This is a genomic window from Carnobacterium sp. CS13 (assembly GCF_016653495.1).
Lineage (GTDB): Bacteria > Bacillota > Bacilli > Lactobacillales > Carnobacteriaceae > Carnobacterium_A > Carnobacterium_A antarcticum.
In genome coordinates this window covers 954,749-972,807 of sequence record NZ_CP067364.1, presented here as the reverse complement: position 1 = coordinate 972,807, position 18,059 = coordinate 954,749, and the positions used below count along the sequence as shown (strand labels likewise).

The 18,059-nt window shown below is 37.7% G+C and carries 13 protein-coding genes, 1 pseudogene and 1 riboswitch; of the genes and pseudogenes, 3 read left to right on the top strand and 11 right to left on the bottom strand.

The window, feature by feature from the left end:
• Positions 1-97: 97 nt before the first annotated feature.
• The 5 genes from cls to JHE06_RS04650 all read right to left on the bottom strand — a co-directional run bounded on the left by cls (position 98) and on the right by JHE06_RS04650 (position 4,894).
• Positions 98-1,549 (bottom strand): cardiolipin synthase, encoded by a 1,452-nt coding sequence (cls, locus tag JHE06_RS04670; protein ID WP_201089610.1) that lies wholly within the window; start codon positions 1,547-1,549, stop codon positions 98-100.
• A gap of 147 nt (positions 1,550-1,696) precedes the next feature.
• Positions 1,697-2,281 (bottom strand): energy-coupled thiamine transporter ThiT, encoded by a 585-nt coding sequence (gene thiT / locus JHE06_RS04665; RefSeq protein ID WP_058918308.1) that lies wholly within the window; start codon positions 2,279-2,281, stop codon positions 1,697-1,699.
• 75 nt (positions 2,282-2,356) lie between these two features.
• Positions 2,357-2,459: riboswitch (TPP riboswitch) on the bottom strand.
• Positions 2,460-2,545: 86 nt separating this feature from the next.
• Entirely contained in the window at positions 2,546-3,622 is a 1,077-nt protein-coding gene (locus JHE06_RS04660; protein ID WP_156413245.1) for a hypothetical protein, read from the bottom strand.
• 51 nt (positions 3,623-3,673) lie between these two features.
• Entirely contained in the window at positions 3,674-4,195 is a 522-nt protein-coding gene (locus tag JHE06_RS04655; RefSeq protein ID WP_231726755.1) for a GNAT family N-acetyltransferase, read from the bottom strand.
• 33 nt (positions 4,196-4,228) lie between these two features.
• On the bottom strand, positions 4,229-4,894 hold the full coding sequence (locus JHE06_RS04650; protein ID WP_058918305.1) for an HD domain-containing protein: 666 nt from the start codon (positions 4,892-4,894) through the stop codon (positions 4,229-4,231).
• Positions 4,895-5,344: 450 nt separating this feature from the next.
• On the opposite strand from JHE06_RS04650, the gene JHE06_RS04645 reads away from it, so the two are divergent.
• Together JHE06_RS04645 and JHE06_RS12160 are read left to right on the top strand one after the other, a co-directional pair.
• Positions 5,345-6,544, top strand: a complete 1,200-nt coding sequence (locus JHE06_RS04645; protein ID WP_058918304.1) for a quaternary amine ABC transporter ATP-binding protein — start codon at positions 5,345-5,347, stop codon at positions 6,542-6,544.
• Positions 6,537-8,376: pseudogene (locus JHE06_RS12160) on the top strand (ABC transporter permease/substrate binding protein). Before JHE06_RS04645 ends, JHE06_RS12160 begins: the two are co-directional and overlap by 8 nt.
• Positions 8,377-8,424: 48 nt before the next feature.
• On the opposite strand, the gene JHE06_RS04630 reads toward JHE06_RS12160, so the two are convergent.
• The 3 genes from JHE06_RS04630 to JHE06_RS04620 are packed head-to-tail and all read right to left on the bottom strand — an operon-like array spanning position 8,425 to position 12,104.
• Entirely contained in the window at positions 8,425-10,104 is a 1,680-nt protein-coding gene (locus JHE06_RS04630; RefSeq protein WP_058918301.1) for a ribonuclease J, read from the bottom strand.
• A 34-nt stretch (positions 10,105-10,138) separates the two neighbouring features.
• On the bottom strand, positions 10,139-11,017 hold the full coding sequence (gene dapA / locus JHE06_RS04625) for a 4-hydroxy-tetrahydrodipicolinate synthase (RefSeq protein WP_201089604.1): 879 nt from the start codon (positions 11,015-11,017) through the stop codon (positions 10,139-10,141).
• Between the two features lie 40 nt (positions 11,018-11,057).
• Positions 11,058-12,104: an aspartate-semialdehyde dehydrogenase gene (locus tag JHE06_RS04620; protein WP_058918299.1), complete on the bottom strand. Its 1,047-nt coding sequence runs from the start codon at positions 12,102-12,104 to the stop codon at positions 11,058-11,060.
• A 204-nt stretch (positions 12,105-12,308) separates the two neighbouring features.
• Here JHE06_RS04620 and JHE06_RS04615 point away from each other — a divergent pair, with 204 nt between their 5' ends.
• A complete protein-coding gene (locus JHE06_RS04615) occupies positions 12,309-13,070 on the top strand; it encodes an alpha/beta hydrolase (RefSeq protein ID WP_201089602.1) in 762 nt (253 codons plus the stop codon).
• A gap of 238 nt (positions 13,071-13,308) precedes the next feature.
• On the opposite strand, the gene pnp is transcribed toward JHE06_RS04615, so the two are convergent.
• The 3 genes from pnp to uvrB all read right to left on the bottom strand — a co-directional run bounded on the left by pnp (position 13,309) and on the right by uvrB (position 18,013).
• The gene (gene pnp / locus JHE06_RS04610) at positions 13,309-15,417 is read right to left on the bottom strand and encodes a polyribonucleotide nucleotidyltransferase (RefSeq protein ID WP_058918297.1); all 2,109 of its coding nucleotides are present in this window, start codon (positions 15,415-15,417) and stop codon (positions 13,309-13,311) included.
• A gap of 197 nt (positions 15,418-15,614) precedes the next feature.
• Positions 15,615-15,884: a 30S ribosomal protein S15 gene (gene rpsO, locus JHE06_RS04605; protein WP_058918296.1), complete on the bottom strand. Its 270-nt coding sequence runs from the start codon at positions 15,882-15,884 to the stop codon at positions 15,615-15,617.
• Between the two features lie 143 nt (positions 15,885-16,027).
• Positions 16,028-18,013 (bottom strand): excinuclease ABC subunit UvrB, encoded by a 1,986-nt coding sequence (gene uvrB / locus JHE06_RS04600; protein ID WP_201089600.1) that lies wholly within the window; start codon positions 18,011-18,013, stop codon positions 16,028-16,030.
• Positions 18,014-18,059: the final 46 nt, after the last annotated feature.

The window sequence follows — 18,059 nt, the reverse complement described above, 5'->3', positions numbered from 1 at the left end:
TAATCAACTTTCTATACTTTTCATTAAAAATCCCTTAAAAAAAAGACGCAAAAATAATGGTTTGACCAACTATTTCTACGTCTGAAAAGTTACTTTGTTATAAAATTGGTGAAAATAATCTAGAAAATGTTTGTTTAAATTTCAGCCAACGCGATTGTCCATCTAATAGGGATTGAGTCAATAAATAACTGCTTTCGATATCTTTATAAAAAATTTCTTTTTGTTGTCTGGCAATCTCTGGGTCATAAATAAAAGCATTTACTTCAAAATTTAGTTTGAAACTTCGAATATCAAAATTAGCTGTTCCAATTGAGCAGATTTCGCCGTCTATCACAATTGTTTTGGCGTGTAAGAACCCATTATTATAGATGTAAACTTCAGCTCCAGCGGCTACCAATTCGGCAGCGTAGTAAGTAGTTGCTCGGTAAATAAACGGATGATCTGGTTTATTAGGAATCATGATTTTAACATCAATACCAGACATGACGGCTATTTCAATAGTCTCCAGTACTGAATCATCCGGTACAAAATAAGGAGTTTGGATAAAAACGGATTCTTTTGCCATACTGATCATCTTAATGTACCCTTTTTTGATTTGTTGGGTTTCAGTATCCGGCCCGCTTGAAACGATCTGCATGTTTGACTTGCCTTTTTTCTTCATTAGCGGAAAATAACTTTCTTGGTATTCTAACTTATGATGAGAAACCGTCGCGTTCCAATCCATTAGAAAGCGGCTTTGCAAGGGCAAAACGGCATTGCCTTCAATTTTCAAATGAGTATCACGCCAATACCCAAATTTTTTATATTCTCCTAAGTATTCATCCCCAACGTTGAAACCGCCAGTGTAGCCAATTTCCCCATCGATAATAACAATTTTTCTGTGGTTGCGGTAATTAAAACGTAAATTTATAAAGCTAAAGCGGGAACCAAAAAAAGTTTCAGCTTCCCCTCCTAAAGCTTTTAGCTTTTTAAAAAATTTAGGTTTCAAAGCACGGGATCCTAACGCATCATAAATAACAAAAACTTCTACACCCGCTGCTGCCCGTTCTTCAAGAGCCGCTAAAACGCGATTTCCGATTTTATCATCTTTAAAAATATAATAAATCATATGAATATGATGCTCAGCTTTGTAAATGTCTTTAATCAATGCATCGTATTTTTCAGCACCATCTGTAAAAATTTGTATTTTGTTGCCTTTTGTTAAAATAGATTCATCGCTTTCAAGAAACAAACTTGCCATTTCTTTGGCATTTTCTGTTGCTTGTCTACTGGACAGCAAATCTTCATCATCTGCCAGCATTTCTTTTTGTGCTTGAACAAGTTCAGGCATTCCTATGCTTTCTTGAGCTTTAATATCGAAAATCTTTTTGCGGGATAATTTATTCCCGATAAATAAATAAAAAACAAACCCCACTCCCGGCAACAACATCAAAACCAATAACCATGCCCATGTAGCTGCGATATCTCGTTTTTCTCGAAAAACAGTGATCATGGCAAAAATGATATTTAAAACAATAATAGCTAATATACTCATCCAAACTATTTGCATATGTTAATCCTTTCGAAACTTTTATTCTTATCTTACTATGTTCTTTTTTCTATTGCTAGCATTATTCAACTTAGAGCGCCTTTTAAAACAAATAAAGAAGCATCCGCTTCAAAAAAAGAATCGGATGCTTTTGTTTTATCGTTTAATTCATTGGAAGCTTGATGCAGTTGGTTCTTTTGGTACAAACAAATGAGGTGCTGTTTTGTTAAAGAGAAGCAACACAATGCCTGTTGCAAACATAGTCGCCAATGCGCTTCCTCCGTTGGCAAGAAACGAATACCATAATGGACTCATTCCTTCTGGGGCATAACTTCCCCAAAAGTAATACCCTGCTATAAAGTGCCAGAAAAAACGAGCTATCGTTCCAACGATTGTTGCTAAAATGATATATCCTGCTTTTTTGACAGGTTGCTTTGCGCGAAAAGCTTGTTGAAGGGGTTTAGCAAAAAAACCAGCAAATCCCGTAAACATAAACGCTACAAAATACTCAATAAAACCTTGCAGCAGATTTAAAATAGCGACATCACCCGTCAAGTAATGTAATACTCCCCATAAAAATCCAGATGCAATACCTGCTACAGCGCCTCTTCGAAGGGCATACAGTATCATCGGGATCATTCCCAATGATATAGTAAAACCTGTACCGACAGTCGTCGGCAATAAGGATAAAACAATGGCTAAAGCTGCGACAATCGTTCCTTCGATCCATACCCGTAATCGTGTATTTTCCATAAAAAAATCCTCCTTTAGTGTGTCGAACAGTGCCACACAACAAAGGAGGAGCTCAAATTATCTTTTAAGATAAATCATTTGCCCCGTCACAATTCCTACGCTCGTGTTAACGAACAGGTTCGAAGGGTCAGAATCTAGGATTCAATCTCAGCTTTTTACAGCACCCCTTTGTGATGGTTGTTCAGTTAGTTTTTACTCTTCAAATACTACGGACAAAAAAGCTTTTTGTCAACTCTTTCTTCCGGCCGGCTTAATCCATACGCTTTATTCAGCCGATGAAAAAGCTGAACTTTCTTGATTCATTTCCTCTTTATCATTTGAACCTGAGTCTATGTCAACCTCAGAGTCTTTAGGTATCTCTGGACTCGAAGAATCTTCTGGCTCTTCAGCCGTATCTGAAGAATTTTCTTTAGCTGGAAGTTCTGGTTCTTGCGTATCTTTTTGTGGCGCCGTCCAGTTGCTTTGAGGACTCTTTGTTGTCTTAGGAGTGGGCTGCCATGTATTTTGATTCGTTGTGCTGCTTTTGACAGAGGTAGAAGTTGATGCTTCATCTTGTTCCGACTCTTCTTGCAGAGCAGCCTCTTTTTCAATTGCTTCCATTCGTTCTTGCTCAGCCAGTCGTTCTTCTTCCAACACTCGTTCTTGTTCTTCTTGTTCTTGAAGCAGTTGTTGTTCTATAACCCTTAATTTAGTTTCTACCAACGCTAATGTTTCAAAAAGTGCTGTTTGGACTTTCTTATTTTTTATCGCTGTAATCATTGCTTTTACTTCATCGTACTGCACTTGAGTAACATCTTCTTTGACTATTTCTGTTTTGGGCTCCTCAAACAATTCAGCTAAAGTTTTCTCAGCTTTTTTTATTGCTTCATATTGATCTTTCGCTTCAGTCAAATATACCTTCAATTCGTCATATAGCAACGGAAAACGTTTTTTTATTTTTTCTAAATGAGTTTGTGCTTGTTCTAATTGGCTTTCAGACACTTCGTCAGCTAATATATTATCTATTAACAAAGATTGAACAACTTTTTGAGCTTGATACCCTTCTTCGGCTGCTCTCACTTCAGTTAGAAGCTCTTTTTTTAAAGGGCTGTCAGGAAGTTCTTTGACTTTATCTAAAGCAATTGATAGTTGCTTTTCCGTAATACCTTTTGCTAACGTCTCTTTTGCTTCCGTTTCAAATAAAGCAGCGACTAGCTTTTCTGCTTCTTTTGTCTCATCTAGCTTTTGTTCTGCTTGTTTAAATTTTTCAGTTTGTACATAACGATGGTATTTAGTGCCCCCCATGATCGTTGCTACCGTTAGCAGCACAAGAAGTGAAAGAACGATATTTTTTTTAGTCATTTTCTGAATCCCTTCTGGTCTTTCTCTGTTTTGTTTTTTATCTTTCATGTACTATATTTTTTTTGAGTAAATAAACTTGTACGCTCCATCTTCCTTGCTTCGTTTTTTTGTATCGACAAATCCCGTTTTTAAATACAGCATTTGCCCGCTTAGATTATCATAGTCAACTGCTAATACAATCTCATCGATCGAATCAAAATTTTCTTTAATGAATAGCGGCAATCGTTCCATCGAAAGTTTTCCGTATCCTTTGTTTTGAAAACGCTCGTCAATGGAATGCGCATGTAATAATAAAGCATTCTCCTCGGTTGGATAAGTCGAAAACCCCTTTTCTTTTTGTAAAATGAAAAATCCTACTAAGGTTTCTTCCTTTAAAATCAAAACCGGAAATTTTTTAGTTTCATGGAGACTATCGGTCATTGCTGTCATCGGCTTAACAGTATAAGGTGTTTCTTTTAATTGATAGTTTTCAAATAGAACTGCATCTGCTATTGTAGCTTCTTTCAATATTATTTCATCAGCCAGTACCATATAGCCTTCACCGCCTCTATAAATTTCACCTAATCGTACCACGCTAGCTTAAACTTTGTTTAGTGCTTCTATTTTTCAACGGTCGCCTTCCCACTCTTGAAAAAACTCCTTTAGATAGTTTTCCATATAAATATGTCGGTGACTTGCCATTTTTTTGCCAACGGATGTATTCATCGTACTTTTTAATTTTAAAAGCTTCTCATAAAAATGCATGATGCCAGTATCTTCACCAGAACGGTACTGTTCAAGCGTTAAATTTTCTCTTGGAAGAAGGTCTGGATGGTGAATCAGACGACCGTGTGCTCCGGTATAAGCCATTGTCCGAGCAATTCCAACAGCTCCCATAGCATCTAAACGATCTGCATCCTGAACTATTTTCCCTTCTAATGAAGAAAGTCTTTTTTTATTCGTTCCGCCTTTATACGACAAATGTAAAATAATATCTAAAATAGCCATCCGTTCTTGTTCTTCCAATTCAATAGTTTTGAGCCAATTACGAATTTTTTCTTCTCCTGCTGCTTCGCTCTTGTTTAACTTCCCATCAGCGACATCGTGTAACAGTGCTGCCATTTCACAGATAAAAAAGTTTACTTCTTCAGTCTCTTGTATCGCGATCGTTTTAGCTACATTTCGCACGCGGTCAATATGCCACCAGTCATGACCACTAGCATCATCTTTTAATAAATCATAAACGTACTCTTCTGTTTGTTTTAAAATTTGCTTTTGATGTCCGGATACCATTTAATAGACTCCTTGGATTTTATTTTCTCTTTGTTATTTTATCCATTCTAGTTTATCAATCTACCGATGAAATCACAAGAAGTAACTTCCTCTGTAAGGCTTGTCCTGCTTTGTTATTTATTTAAAAAAAAGATGAATTTTCCTCCCATGTGTTAATTCTTACCAATTTCTTATTTTCTGCTCATAGCTCTGCTATGACAATGAAAACAAGCTGTTATTGATGATTTATGAAAATCACTTTTGTTTTCATTTCTTCAAGATAATGTTACACTCATTTTTGTGCCTTATTCGGGAAGCTTGTTTTGAGTAAAAACTGGCTTTATAGCCATTCATTTCTATTTGAGATTAAATTAAAAATGAAAGGTTATTCTTCTTCAACAAACGTTTCTCGCATTTCTATAGACTATAGGGTGCACTAGAGGATGTAAAAAAAATAAAGGAGTGGATACTTTGTCAAAAATAAAAGTTGAGAACGTCACGAAAATTTTCGGTAAAAAAAGTGACCGTGCTTTGGAGTTATTGGAACAAAACAAAACAAAGCAAGAAATTTTAAAAGAGACCGGAGCTACAGTTGGTGTGAATGATGTCAGCTTCACGATTGAAGAAGGTGAAGTTTTTGTTATCATGGGGTTATCCGGTAGTGGAAAATCTACGTTAGTGCGTATGTTCAACCGATTGATTGATGCTACAAAAGGAAACATCTATATTGATGGAGAAAATTTATCTAAAATGGATAAGAAAGCTTTACGTCAAGTTCGCCGTGAAAAACTAAGCATGGTTTTTCAAAACTTTGCTTTATTCCCGCACCGTACTATTTTAGAAAATACTGAATACGGATTAGAAATCCAAGGTGTTGATAAGAAAGAACGTTCTGAAAAAGCGATAAAAGCTTTGGAAAATGCAAGTTTAGGAGATTACCGGGATCAATACCCTCACCAACTTTCAGGTGGTATGCAACAACGTGTCGGCTTAGCTCGTGCATTAGCCAATAATCCTGAAATCTTATTAATGGATGAAGCTTTTTCTGCTTTAGACCCATTGATCCGGAAAGAAATGCAAGACGAGTTAGTTGATTTACAAGCTAACGTTAAAAAAACTATCATCTTTATCACACATGATTTAAATGAAGCTTTACGAATCGGTGACCGGATTGCTTTAATGAAAGATGGCGTAATTGTTCAAATCGGTACTCCAGAAGAAATCTTAATGAATCCAGCAAATGATTACGTGGAACGATTTGTTGAAGACGTAGACCGTTCTAAAGTATTGACAGCTGAACACATTATGAAACGTCCTGAGACTGTAAACATCAAAAATCATGGTCCGCGTGTGGCTTTGGAACAAATGCGCCGCGAAGGTCTATCTAGTATTTTAGTGGTTGACAGCAGTCGAAACTTACAAGGATACATTACTGCCGAGGATGCTTCTACAGCACGTAAAGATGGCATCACAAAAATTGAAACCATCCTTAGAACGGATATTCCAATCGTCACTAGAACAACAACTATGAACGATATTTTCTCTGTTATCCATGATTCAACAACTCCTGTTGCAGTAGTTGACAATGGCAAACTAGTTGGAATTATTGTCAGAGGTGCGGTTATCGCCGCGCTAGCTGGTGAAAGTGAGGAGGATTCAGTACATGAATAACATTTTAGATTTGATTCCTAAATTACCGGTAGCAAATGCCGTTGAAGAACTAACAGCTTGGATTACTCAAGCATTCGCGTTTCTCTTTAATCCAATTCAAAAATACTCGGAGATTTTTATGGAGGGTGTTACAAATACTCTATTGTTTATCCCGCCGATTATTTTTATCATTCTTATTGCTCTGCTAGCATTTTTTGTATCTGGCAAAAAGTTTGGATTAGCAGTCTTTTCTCTGGTAGGCTTGTGGTTCATTTATAATCAAGGCCACTGGGAAAACCTAATGAATACCGTCACTTTAGTATTAGTGGCCAGCTTACTGTCTGTTATCATTGGTGTTCCATTCGGTATTTTAATGGCTAAAAGCAAAACGGCTAACGCCATATTGTCTCCTGTTCTTGACTTTATGCAGACTATGCCTGCTTTCGTTTATTTGATTCCTGCCGTTGCTTTCTTCGGTATTGGTATGGTACCTGGGGTGTTTGCATCTCTAATTTTTGCTATCCCCCCTACTGTTCGATTTACTAATTTAGGGATTCGTCAAGTTTCAAGCGAACTGGTAGAAGCTGCTGAAGCTTTCGGTAGTACAGGACCACAAAAATTATTTAAAGTTGAGTTGCCTTTAGCTAAATCAACTATTATGGCTGGTATCAACCAAACGGTCATGCTTGCATTATCCATGGTTGTTATTGCCTCTATGATTGGTGCTCCTGGTCTTGGAAGAGAAGTTCTTTCTTCCCTACAACGTGCTCAAATCGGTACAGGTTTCGTATCGGGCATTGGTTTAGTTGTACTTGCGATCATCATTGACCGCATTACACAGAAGTTAAATAAAAAAGCCTAATTTATTAATTAAAAAGACCGTTAAATCTGTCAATACATTTAAATTTGAAAACTTTTATAGTTGAAAAATTAAACATTATGAAAAGGGAGATGAATCAATTATGTCAAAATTTAATTGGAAACGCCTGAGCCTTATAGCCGGTCTAGGTTTATCATTAGTTGCTGCAGGTTGTGCCGCTGAGGACGATGCTGCGAAAGAAGATACTGTCGGCAAAGGACAAGCAATTGATTTAGCTTATGTCGAATGGGATACTGAAGTTGCTTCAACCAATGTCATCGGTACTGTTTTAGAAGATCTGGGTTACGATGTGACCTTAGTTCCACTAGACAACGCCGTCATGTGGGAAGCTGTCTCAAGTGGTGAAGTCGATGGGATGGTAGCTGCTTGGTTACCAGGAACTCATGGTTCACAGTATGAAAAATACGGTGACCAAATTGTTGACCTAGGTGAAAACTTAGAAGGCGCTAAAATCGGCTTAGTCGTTCCTGAATATATGGATGTTGATTCAATCGCTGATTTAACAGACGAAGCAAAACAAACCATCACTGGTATTGAACCTGGTGCTGGTGTTGTAGCTGCAGCTGAACAATCACTTGAGGATTACCCTAATTTAAGCGACTGGTCTGTTGAGACTTCTTCATCAGGTGCTATGACTGTTGCTTTAAAACAAGCTATTGCCAATGAAGAAGATATCATTGTTACAGGTTGGTCTCCTCACTGGAAATTCGCTACCTATGATTTAAAATATTTAGAGGATCCAGAAAATTCTTTTGGAGCTGCTGAAACAATCAATACAATGGTTCGTGAAGGATTAAAAGAAGATATGCCAGAAGCGTATCAAGTATTGGACCAATTCAACTGGACAACTGATGAAATGGAAGAAATTATGTTGAACATCAATAAAGGTGAAGATCCAAAAGATGCTGCAAAAGCTTGGGTTGAAGAAAACCCTGATCGTGTTGCTGAATGGACAAAAGATGTAGCAAAATAAATAAAATAAAAAAATCCTGAATCGATAGATAATCGATTCAGGATTTTTTTATTTTCGACGGTTACGAGAACTCGTTTCCATAATAATTGGCAAAATAACAGGTCTTCTGCGCGTTTGTTCAAACAAGAATTTACTTAAAGCATCTCTGATTTCTTGCTTCAAGCGACTCCATTCGAATTCTTTATGGTTTAAATTGTCTTCTACTACTTCTCGCACAATTTCATTGCTTGCGGCAATCAAATCAGTATTTTCTTTAACGTAAACAAATCCGCGAGTCATTACTTCAGGACCAGACATAATTTTGCCTTTTTTACGGCTAATCGTTACAACAGCAACAAATATACCATCTTCTGAAAGCAGCTTGCGGTCACGTAAAACGATATTTCCAATATCGCCAATACCAATACCATCTACCATCGTGTTGCCTGCTTCTACTTGACCTGACATATGCATCCGGTCATTTTTATATTCGATCACATCGCCTTTTCCAGGTATAAAAATATTTTTAAATGGAATTCCGACTTCATGAGCTAATTTAGCATGAGCAGCTAAACGGCGATACTCTCCCATAACTGGGATAAAGTACGTTGGCTTGATCAGATTTAACATCAGTTTCAAATCATTTGGTGTAGCATGGCCAGAAGCTTTCAAATTATCAGAAATTTGTTTGACTACTCCGCCTGCACGGTAAATCATGTTTTCTGTTGTTGCCACATTAACTTCCATACTGACAGAAGGACTGGTCACGATATAAATCAAATCGCCTTCTTTAATATTTACTTGAGGATGTTTTCCTGCTGCCATTTTACGCAAGGTTTTAATTGGTTCGCCAGTTGTTCCCGTTTCTAGAACCACGATTTCTTCATCTTTGTATTTATCGATATCTTCAATCGGAACGATCAAATCTTCACTTGGCAAGTTGATTTTTTTGAGTTTCATAGCAATGTCTACGATTTCTTCTAACTGCTTCCCAGTAATAAACACTTTTCTCCAAGATTTGTACGCTGCATCTAAGACTTGTTGGATTCGTAAAATATTGCTCGCAACACTCGCGACAATAATACGTCCCTCAGTATTACGGAAAGTATCCACTACCTCTTCAGCAACTCTCAAATCGCTCACATTTTCAACAGGGCTTTCTGCATCGCTTGAATCACTTAACAAAGCCAGAACTTTATTTTTTCCAATATCGCTGATTTTAGCTAAATCTGTTTGATAAGCTGGCGTTGCACTTTGGTCAAATTTAAAGTCTCCAGTATAAACGATACTGCCTTCATCTGTTTTTAACGTTACTCCTACTGAATCTGGAATCGTATGCGTGGTTCTAAAGAAACTCAAGACTGCATTGCCAAATTCAATTTCAGTGTTCTCATCAATGACATGGTAGTCATCAAATTTGCTTGTCTGGCTATCTTTTTCAACAAATAATTTAGCTAACGCAATGGTTAGTTCTGTTCCAAAAACGGGAACATCAAACTTCTGAAGAAAATAAGGCAGCGCTCCTATTGCATCTTCATGCCCGTGTGTTAAGAAAACGCCAGTTACACGGTCGCGATTTTCTTCTAAATAACTAAAGTCGGGAATGACGATGTCGATTCCTAACAATTCTGTCTCGGGGTACATTAACCCGCAATCTAAGACAAAAATTTCATCTTCCACTTCAACAACGTACATATTTTTACCATTTTCACGTACGCCACCTAGCGAAATAATTTTAATGTTACTCATTTCTTCACCTCTATTTCTCTCTATTCTTGTCTCACTAGTCGCCTAGCTCTAATACAGTTAATATCTTTTGCTCTTCTTCATTGGAACAAGCTACAAGAGGCAATCTTAACCCGCCTACATCTACGCCTAAATGGTTCAATGCCATCTTAACCGGTGCCGGCGAAGGTACAGTGAATAAACTAGCCATTTTAGGCACCAATTGACGGTGTACTTTTGCCGCTTCTGCCACTTCTCTTGATTCAAATAAATCAAACATTTCAACCATTTCTTTACCAAATAGATGGCTGGCAACGGAAATCACACCTGTTGCTCCAACGCAAAATGCAGGATAAGCTAAATTATCTTCTCCTGAATAAACCAGAAAATCATCATTGGTTTGTTCTACGATTTCACTGATTGCATCCATTCCTAAACATTCTTTCACACCAATAATATTATCCAATGCTGCTAAACGAATCGTTGTAGCAGGTTCGATTGCCACACCTGTTCGGCCAGGTACATTATAAACGATGATCGGCAGTTTCGTATTTTGAGAAACCGCCTCAAAATGAGCATATAGTCCTGCTTGATTAGGCTTATTATAATAAGGAGCTACGACCAGTACTGCATCGATTCCATTCATTTGTTCGACTTCTTTAGTGAAAGAAATCGTTTCAGCCGTATTATTCGAACCTGTCCCTGCAATAATCGGTACACGGCCATTTACCAATTCAACTGTTTTTTGGTATAAGCTCACTTTTTCATCTCGTGATAATGTAGGTGACTCGCCAGTTGTTCCGCCGACCACTAATCCTTCACTGCCGTTGGACAAAAGATAGTCGATCAACGTTTCTAATTTGCTGAAATCCATTTGGCCTTCAGCGTTAAAGGGTGTCGCCATCGCTGTGATCACTCTTGCTTTCTTAAAATCCATTCCGTTCACCTTCTCTTTCAAAAACAACTTTATTAGCTGACTATTTTTCTTTTACTAAATCTAAGCTATGCAGACTTTCAGCAATCTGAATAGAATTCCAAGCTGCGCCTTTGACTAAATTATCAGAAACGACCCACATATGGAAACCCAATTTTTCATCTACATCTTGTCTGATTCTTCCTACAAAGGTTTCTTTTTTCCCTACTGCAGTAAGAGGAGTTGGGTACAATTGCGTTGCTGGATCATCTTGTAGTTCTACACCAGGGGCTATACGCAATACATCTTGAATCCCTGCAACAGTAGCACTTTCATCTGCTACTTCGATATAAACTGACTCTGAATGTCCAGAAACCACCGGAACACGAACGCAAGTAGCTGAAACTTTGATATGATCGTCAGACATGATTTTTTTAGTTTCATTGATCATTTTCCACTCTTCATAAGTGTAACCGCCCTCTGCAAAAACATCAATTTGCGGCAATATGTTAAAAGCAATCGGAAAATGCTTTTTATCGCCTCCTGATGGTAATATTTTAGCATCATAAGGTTCATCGTTTAACATGTGTTGTGCTTGTTCTTTCATTTCTTCTAATGCTGCTGCTCCGGCACCGCTAACAGCTTGATAAGTAGAAACAATGATGCGTTTTAAACCATATTTTTTACGGATCGGTTGCAAAGCCACCATCATTTGAATCGTAGAACAATTTGGGTTAGCGATGATTCCGTTATGGTTTTTCATAGCATCTGCATTTACTTCAGGTACAACTAAAGGAACAGTAGGATCCATCCGATAAGCACTAGTATTGTCGATCACAATGGCTCCTCTTTTAACCGCTTCAGGAGCAAATTCTTTTGAAATGTCGCCGCCTGCACTGAATAATGCAATATCTACTCCATCAAATGAATCAGCTGTTGTTTCTTCAATCGTTAGCTCTACATCATTAAAGTATAATTTTTTCCCAGCTGAACGCTTTGATGCAAGCAGTTTGATTTTATTTATAGGCAAGCTTGAGCTTCCTAGCATTTCAATCATTTTAGTTCCAACCGCTCCAGTTGCACCAACTATTGCAATAGTATATCCACTCATTTAAAAGTCTCCTCTACAAATCTTTTGATTAATTTATTCATCACTTTATCTACAAAAGTAGCCAATATATATTTTAGCACAAATAGCGATGAAATCATACAAATCTAGTTTATTCCCTCTTCCCGCTAATTTCATCTACCGAGAAGCTGCTGCTATGCTAAAATAGGTTAGATCCTTACATTCTATGACAGAAAGGAAAATGAGATGAAAAAAAAGCATAAAATTTTTCTTATCGGTTTATTGATTGTTGCTGTAATTTTTTTATCAGGCATGTTGATACTTCAGAGAGTAACCTATCACCCCTCTGTACAAGCTCTTCAAGCAGCTGCTTCTCAACAAATGTATCATGTGGATGAAACACCAGAGGTCGTTTACTTTGAGCCAATTAAACCTGTTACTGATACAGCTATTTTATTTTACCAAGGCGCTCTTGTCGAAGAAAAAAGTTACAGTATTTGGGCTTCAAAATTAGCCGAAAATGGTCATTCCGTCTTTTTAATTCGACACCCTTTAAAATTAGCTGTTCTTGCTGCAGATAAAGCTCAAAAAGTGCTGGATGAATATGACATTGGGTCCTATGTTATTGGCGGACATTCGTTAGGCGGTGTTATGGCTAGCCGCTTTGCACATGCACAAATGGAAAACCCTTTAAAAGCTCCTGTCTTAAAAGGTGTTTTCTTTTTAGCCAGTTACCCAGATGAAAAAGGAAGCTTACAAAACAGCTCACTTCCCGTTTTATCGGTCACCGGTTCAAATGACGGAGTGTTAAACCAAGAAACTTACCAAAAAAATAAAGTTTTCTTGCCCCAAAAAACAGTTTATTACGTCATTGAAGGCGGAAACCATGCTGGTTTTGGCAGTTATGGAGCACAAAAAGGCGACTCTTCTCCAGATATCACTAATAATCGTCAACAAGAAGCAGTATTTACAACACTTCAAAATTGGTTGGATACTCTTCCAGAATAATAACGATGAGTCATTGGTATTGATGTGTATGGGCGGAAAACCCGCATTAACTGTGGCAGATGAGACACCAGGATGGATTCTAAGGCGATTTATTGCCGCGTCAGTGCGTCTTTATAAGAAAGGTCGGTGTTTTTGTTAGTCCTATATTATCATCGCTCTAAGCCGTTGTATTTAGACAAAAGTAAAAATCCTCTTTCCGTTTTGGAAAGAGGATTTTTACTTTGATCATTCAGTTTATTTAGTCTTCTTCTTTTTTCAATAAAGCTTTACGAGAAAGATTGATTCTTCCTTGTTTGTCAATTTCAATAACTTTAACATCGATTAATTCATCTAATGCTAGAACATCTTCTACTTTGCCAACACGTTCATTAGCTAACTCTGAAATATGGACTAGTCCGTCTTTGCCTTTAGCAATTTCTACAAAAGCTCCGAATTTTTCAATTCGTTTAACTTTACCTTTGTAAACTTTTCCAATTTCAATATCTTGAGTCAATTCTTTAATAATGTCTTTAGCACGTTTGATCATCGCTGCATCTTCAGAAGCAATACTGATTTTACCTTCTTGATCGATGTCAATTTTCACACCAGTTTCTTCAATAATAGCATTGATTTGATCGCCGCCTCGGCCAATAACTACTTTGATTTTTTCAGGTTTGATTTGCATCATTTCGATTTTCGGAGCGTATTTGCTTAATTCTTTATGTGGTTCAGCAATAGTGGATACCAACTCATCTAAAATCTCTAAACGGGCTTTTTTAGCTTGTGACAATGCTTCTTCTAAAATTTGCGGTGTGATTCCTTGTATTTTAATATCCATTTGAAGAGCTGTGATTCCAGCAGTTGTTCCGGCAACTTTAAAGTCCATATCGCCTAAATGGTCTTCTAATCCTTGAATATCTGTTAAGACCGTATAGTTTTCGCCTTCCATTACAAGCCCCATCGCAATACCAGCTACTGGAGCTTTAATTGGAACCCCTGCATCCATTAAAGCTAACGTGCCTGCGCAAATACTTGCTTGAGAAGAAGATCCATTTGATTCTAAAACTTCTGAGACCAAACGAATCATGTAAGGGAACTCTTCTTCATTAGGAATAACTTGTGATAAAGCACGTTCTCCAAGTGCCCCATGACCAATTTCACGACGACCAGGACCACGATTTGGACCAGTACTGCCGACAGAGAATTGTGGGAAATTGTAATGATGGATGAATCGTTTGCTTTCTTCAATACCTAGGCCATCAATAATTTGGTGTTCTCCAAGTGGAGCCAAAGTAGCGATGGTAAGAGCTTGGGTTTGGCCACGTGTAAATAATCCTGAACCATGCGTTCTTGGCAAGATTCCAATTTCAGATGCTAAAGAACGAATTTCGTCAATCTTACGGCCATCTGGACGAATCTTATCTACAGTGATCAAACGACGAACTTCGTCTTTTTCCATATCTTCAACGATTTTCTTGATTTCTTTGTTGATACGGCCAGCTTCTTCGTGTTCTTTGTATTCCTCTTGGTAGAATAAAATCGCTTCTTCTTTAACGGCTTCAATATTAACTTCACGAGCTAATTTTTCTTCAGTTTTAATTGCTATACTCATTTTTTCTTTATAAGCAGCATTGATTTCTTTTTCTAAATCCGCATCAACTTGTAATAAAGAAACTTCGCTTTTTTCTTTACCTACAGCAGCTTGAATTTCTTCTTGGAAAGCTACTAATTCTTTAATAGCATTATGACCAAAAAGCAATGCGCCTAACATGTCTTCTTCCGAAACTTCTTTTGCTCCGCTTTCAACCATGTTAATAGCTTCTTTAGTACCTGCAACAGTTAAATGGATATCTGAGACTGCTTCTTGCTCAACAGTTGGGTTGATAATATACTCTCCATCAACACGACCTACATCAACACCAGCAATCGGACCATCAAATGGAATATCTGAAATCACTAGAGACAGTGATGACCCAAACATTGCTGCGAAAGACGGTGAACAGTTTTGATCCACTGACATTACTGTATTGGTTACTTGTACTTCATTACGAAAACCATCCGCAAACATTGGACGAATCGGACGATCAATCAAACGAGCGGTCAGCGTTGCTGCTTCACTCGGACGTCCTTCACGTTTGATGAACCCGCCTGGGATTTTACCAACGGAATACATTTTTTCTTCATAATTAACGGTTAACGGAAAAAAATCGACATCTTTTGCTTTTTTACTAGCTACTGATGCTGATAAAACAGCTGTATCGCCGTAACGAATCAATGCTGCCCCGCTTGCTTGTTTAGCTAATTGACCGACTTCGACAGTTAATGTCCGGCCAGCCCACTCTTTAGTAAATACTTGTTTCTTTGTCATATATTGTTGTTCTCCTTTTTCTATCAAACTACGCTCATTTTTCCACACAGACTACTAAACAAATGTCAGCCTTTAAAGAATTAAACACTCACATTTGTATAGTAGGATGGTTGATGATGCGCATTCGTTTGGCATTTTTATACAAAAAATGAAGCGAGATTCCTTCGAACCTCGCTTCTTAAATAGACATACGTTTCTTAACGACGTAAGCCTAGGCTTTGAATCAAATCACGGTAACGGCTAGCGTCTTTGTTACGTAGGTAAGCTAACAAGTTACGACGGTGTCCAATTTTTTTCATAAGTCCACGGTAAGAATGGTGGTCTTTTTTATGAACACGTGCGTGTTCGTTTAAGTGGTTGATTTCTTCAGTCAATACAGCAATTTGCACTTCTGGAGAACCAGTATCTCCTTCGTGTGTTGCGTATGCTTTCATGATTTCGTTCTTTCTTTCTTTAGAAATTGCCATTTCTAAGCACCTCTTTCTTTTAGTTTGTCCTATTACTGAGTAGACGTTGGTGATTCGTTAAACCAAGTAAAGGATTGTGTTTTAAGCACAAGTAAACTTTACATGATGTCGGACATAAATGCAAGCATTAATCTATGGTTTTCTTATTTGTATTGAGCAGTCAATTCTAAAATAATATCACGTAGATTAGCTGCTTTCTCAAAGTCTAATGTTTTTGCAGCTTCATGCATTTCAGCTTCCATTTTCATGATCAATTCTTTTCTTTCTTTTTTCGATAAACTAGCTACTTTTCCAGAAGTCAATTCCCCTTCTTCTCCACTTACAGCTGTTGTAATAGAAATCAAATCACGAACTTCTTTAACGATAGTCGTTGGTGTAATGTTGTGTTCTTCGTTGTACGCTACTTGGGTTGCGCGACGTCTTTCCGTTTCTCCTATAGCGCCTTTCATAGAATCCGTTATTTTATCAGCGTACATAATAACTTTCCCGTTTTGATTACGGGCCGCTCGTCCAATCGTTTGAACCAAAGAACGCTCACTTCTTAAGAAACCTTCTTTATCTGCATCTAAAATCGTTACCAGTGATACTTCCGGCACATCGATCCCTTCACGAAGTAAGTTAATACCTATCAAGACATCATAAACCCCTAAACGCAAATCACGAATAATTTCGGTCCGCTCCAGGGTCTTGATATCGCTATGCAGATACGCTACTTTAATGCCGACCTCTTTTAGATAATCCGTTAAATCTTCTGACATTTTTTTAGTTAACGTCGTAACAAAGACACGCTCATTTTTCTCAATACGGTCATTTATTTCGCTGATCAAATCATCAATTTGTCCTTTGATCGGACGCACTTCAATAATCGGATCCAACAAACCTGTAGGCCGAATGATTTGTTCAACGACTTCAGGGGTTCTTTCCAATTCATAAGGACCAGGTGTCGCTGAGATGTACATGATCTGATTGACGTGTTTTTCAAATTCTTCTAAACGCAAGGGTCTGTTGTCTAATGCACTCGGCAAACGGAAACCATATTCTATTAAACGCTCTTTTCTCGCTCTGTCGCCGTTATACATTCCTCTGATTTGCGACATAGTGATATGGGACTCATCGACTACAATCAAAAAATCATCCGGGAAAAAGTCCATTAACGTATATGGTGCTTGACCAGGCTCGCGTCCATCCATATGTCTGGAATAGTTTTCTATTCCAGAACAGTAACCCATTTCTAAAAGCATTTCTAAATCGTAATTGGTACGCTGTTCCAATCGCTGAGCTTCTATCAATTTATCTTCTGAACGCAAAACTTTCAACCGGTCTTCTAATTCAGCTTGTATGGTTTTAACTGCATTACGTGTTTGTTCATCATTAGCAACAAAGTGAGTCGCTGGAAAAATCGGCACATGTTGCACATCAGCTTTAACTTCTCCGGTCAAAACATCTACTTCACGAATCCGATCGATTTCATCACCAAAAAATTCTACACGGATAGCTTCACTGTCTCGCGATGCCAAGAAAATCTCAACAACATCGCCTCGCACACGAAAACGTCCCCGTTGAAAATCAATGTCATTTCGTTCAAATTGCATATCTACTAGACGACGCAGCATCTCATCACGGTTCATTTCTGCACCAACACGGATAGATAATACGTGATCACGATAATCAAGCGGGTTCACTAATCCATAGATACATGAAACAGAAGCAACGACAATCACATCACGCCGTTCCAATAACGAACTAGTTGCAGAATGGCGTAATTTATCAATTTCATCGTTAACACTTGATTCTTTCTCAATAAAGGTATCGCTAGAAGGGACATAAGCTTCTGGTTGATAATAATCATAGTAACTGACAAAGTATTCGACTGCGTTATTAGGGAAAAACTCTTTAAATTCTCCATACAATTGACCTGCTAATGTTTTATTGTGAGCAATCACAAGAGTCGGCTTGTTCACTTCTTGAATGACATTCGAAACAGTAAATGTTTTGCCTGTACCCGTTGCGCCCAATAAAGTTTGCTCTTTTTTTCCTTCTTCAAGGCCTTTGACTAATTCTTTAATGGCATTGGGCTGGTCTCCACCAGGTTGGTAATTCGATACGAGTTTAAAACGATCTTTCTCCATGATTACTTTTCACTTCCAGTCATTTTTTCTCTCTTATTAGGTTAAG

Bases quoted from the DNA above. Each gene is read 5' to 3' on its own strand.
- cls (WP_201089610.1), bottom strand. From the start codon at position 1,549: ATGCAAATAGTTTGGATGAGTATATTAGCTATTATTGTTTTAAATATC.
- thiT (WP_058918308.1), bottom strand. From the start codon at position 2,281: ATGGAAAATACACGATTACGGGTATGGATCGAAGGAACGATTGTCGCA.
- JHE06_RS04660 (WP_156413245.1), bottom strand. From the start codon at position 3,622: ATGACTAAAAAAAATATCGTTCTTTCACTTCTTGTGCTGCTAACGGTA.
- JHE06_RS04650 (WP_058918305.1), bottom strand. From the start codon at position 4,894: ATGGTATCCGGACATCAAAAGCAAATTTTAAAACAAACAGAAGAGTAC.
- JHE06_RS04630 (WP_058918301.1), bottom strand. From the start codon at position 10,104: ATGAGTAACATTAAAATTATTTCGCTAGGTGGCGTACGTGAAAATGGT.
- dapA (WP_201089604.1), bottom strand. From the start codon at position 11,017: ATGGATTTTAAGAAAGCAAGAGTGATCACAGCGATGGCGACACCCTTT.
- JHE06_RS04620 (WP_058918299.1), bottom strand. From the start codon at position 12,104: ATGAGTGGATATACTATTGCAATAGTTGGTGCAACTGGAGCGGTTGGA.
- JHE06_RS04615 (WP_201089602.1), top strand. From the start codon at position 12,309: ATGAAAAAAAAGCATAAAATTTTTCTTATCGGTTTATTGATTGTTGCT.
- pnp (WP_058918297.1), bottom strand. From the start codon at position 15,417: ATGACAAAGAAACAAGTATTTACTAAAGAGTGGGCTGGCCGGACATTA.
- rpsO (WP_058918296.1), bottom strand. From the start codon at position 15,884: ATGGCAATTTCTAAAGAAAGAAAGAACGAAATCATGAAAGCATACGCA.
- uvrB (WP_201089600.1), bottom strand. From the start codon at position 18,013: ATGGAGAAAGATCGTTTTAAACTCGTATCGAATTACCAACCTGGTGGA.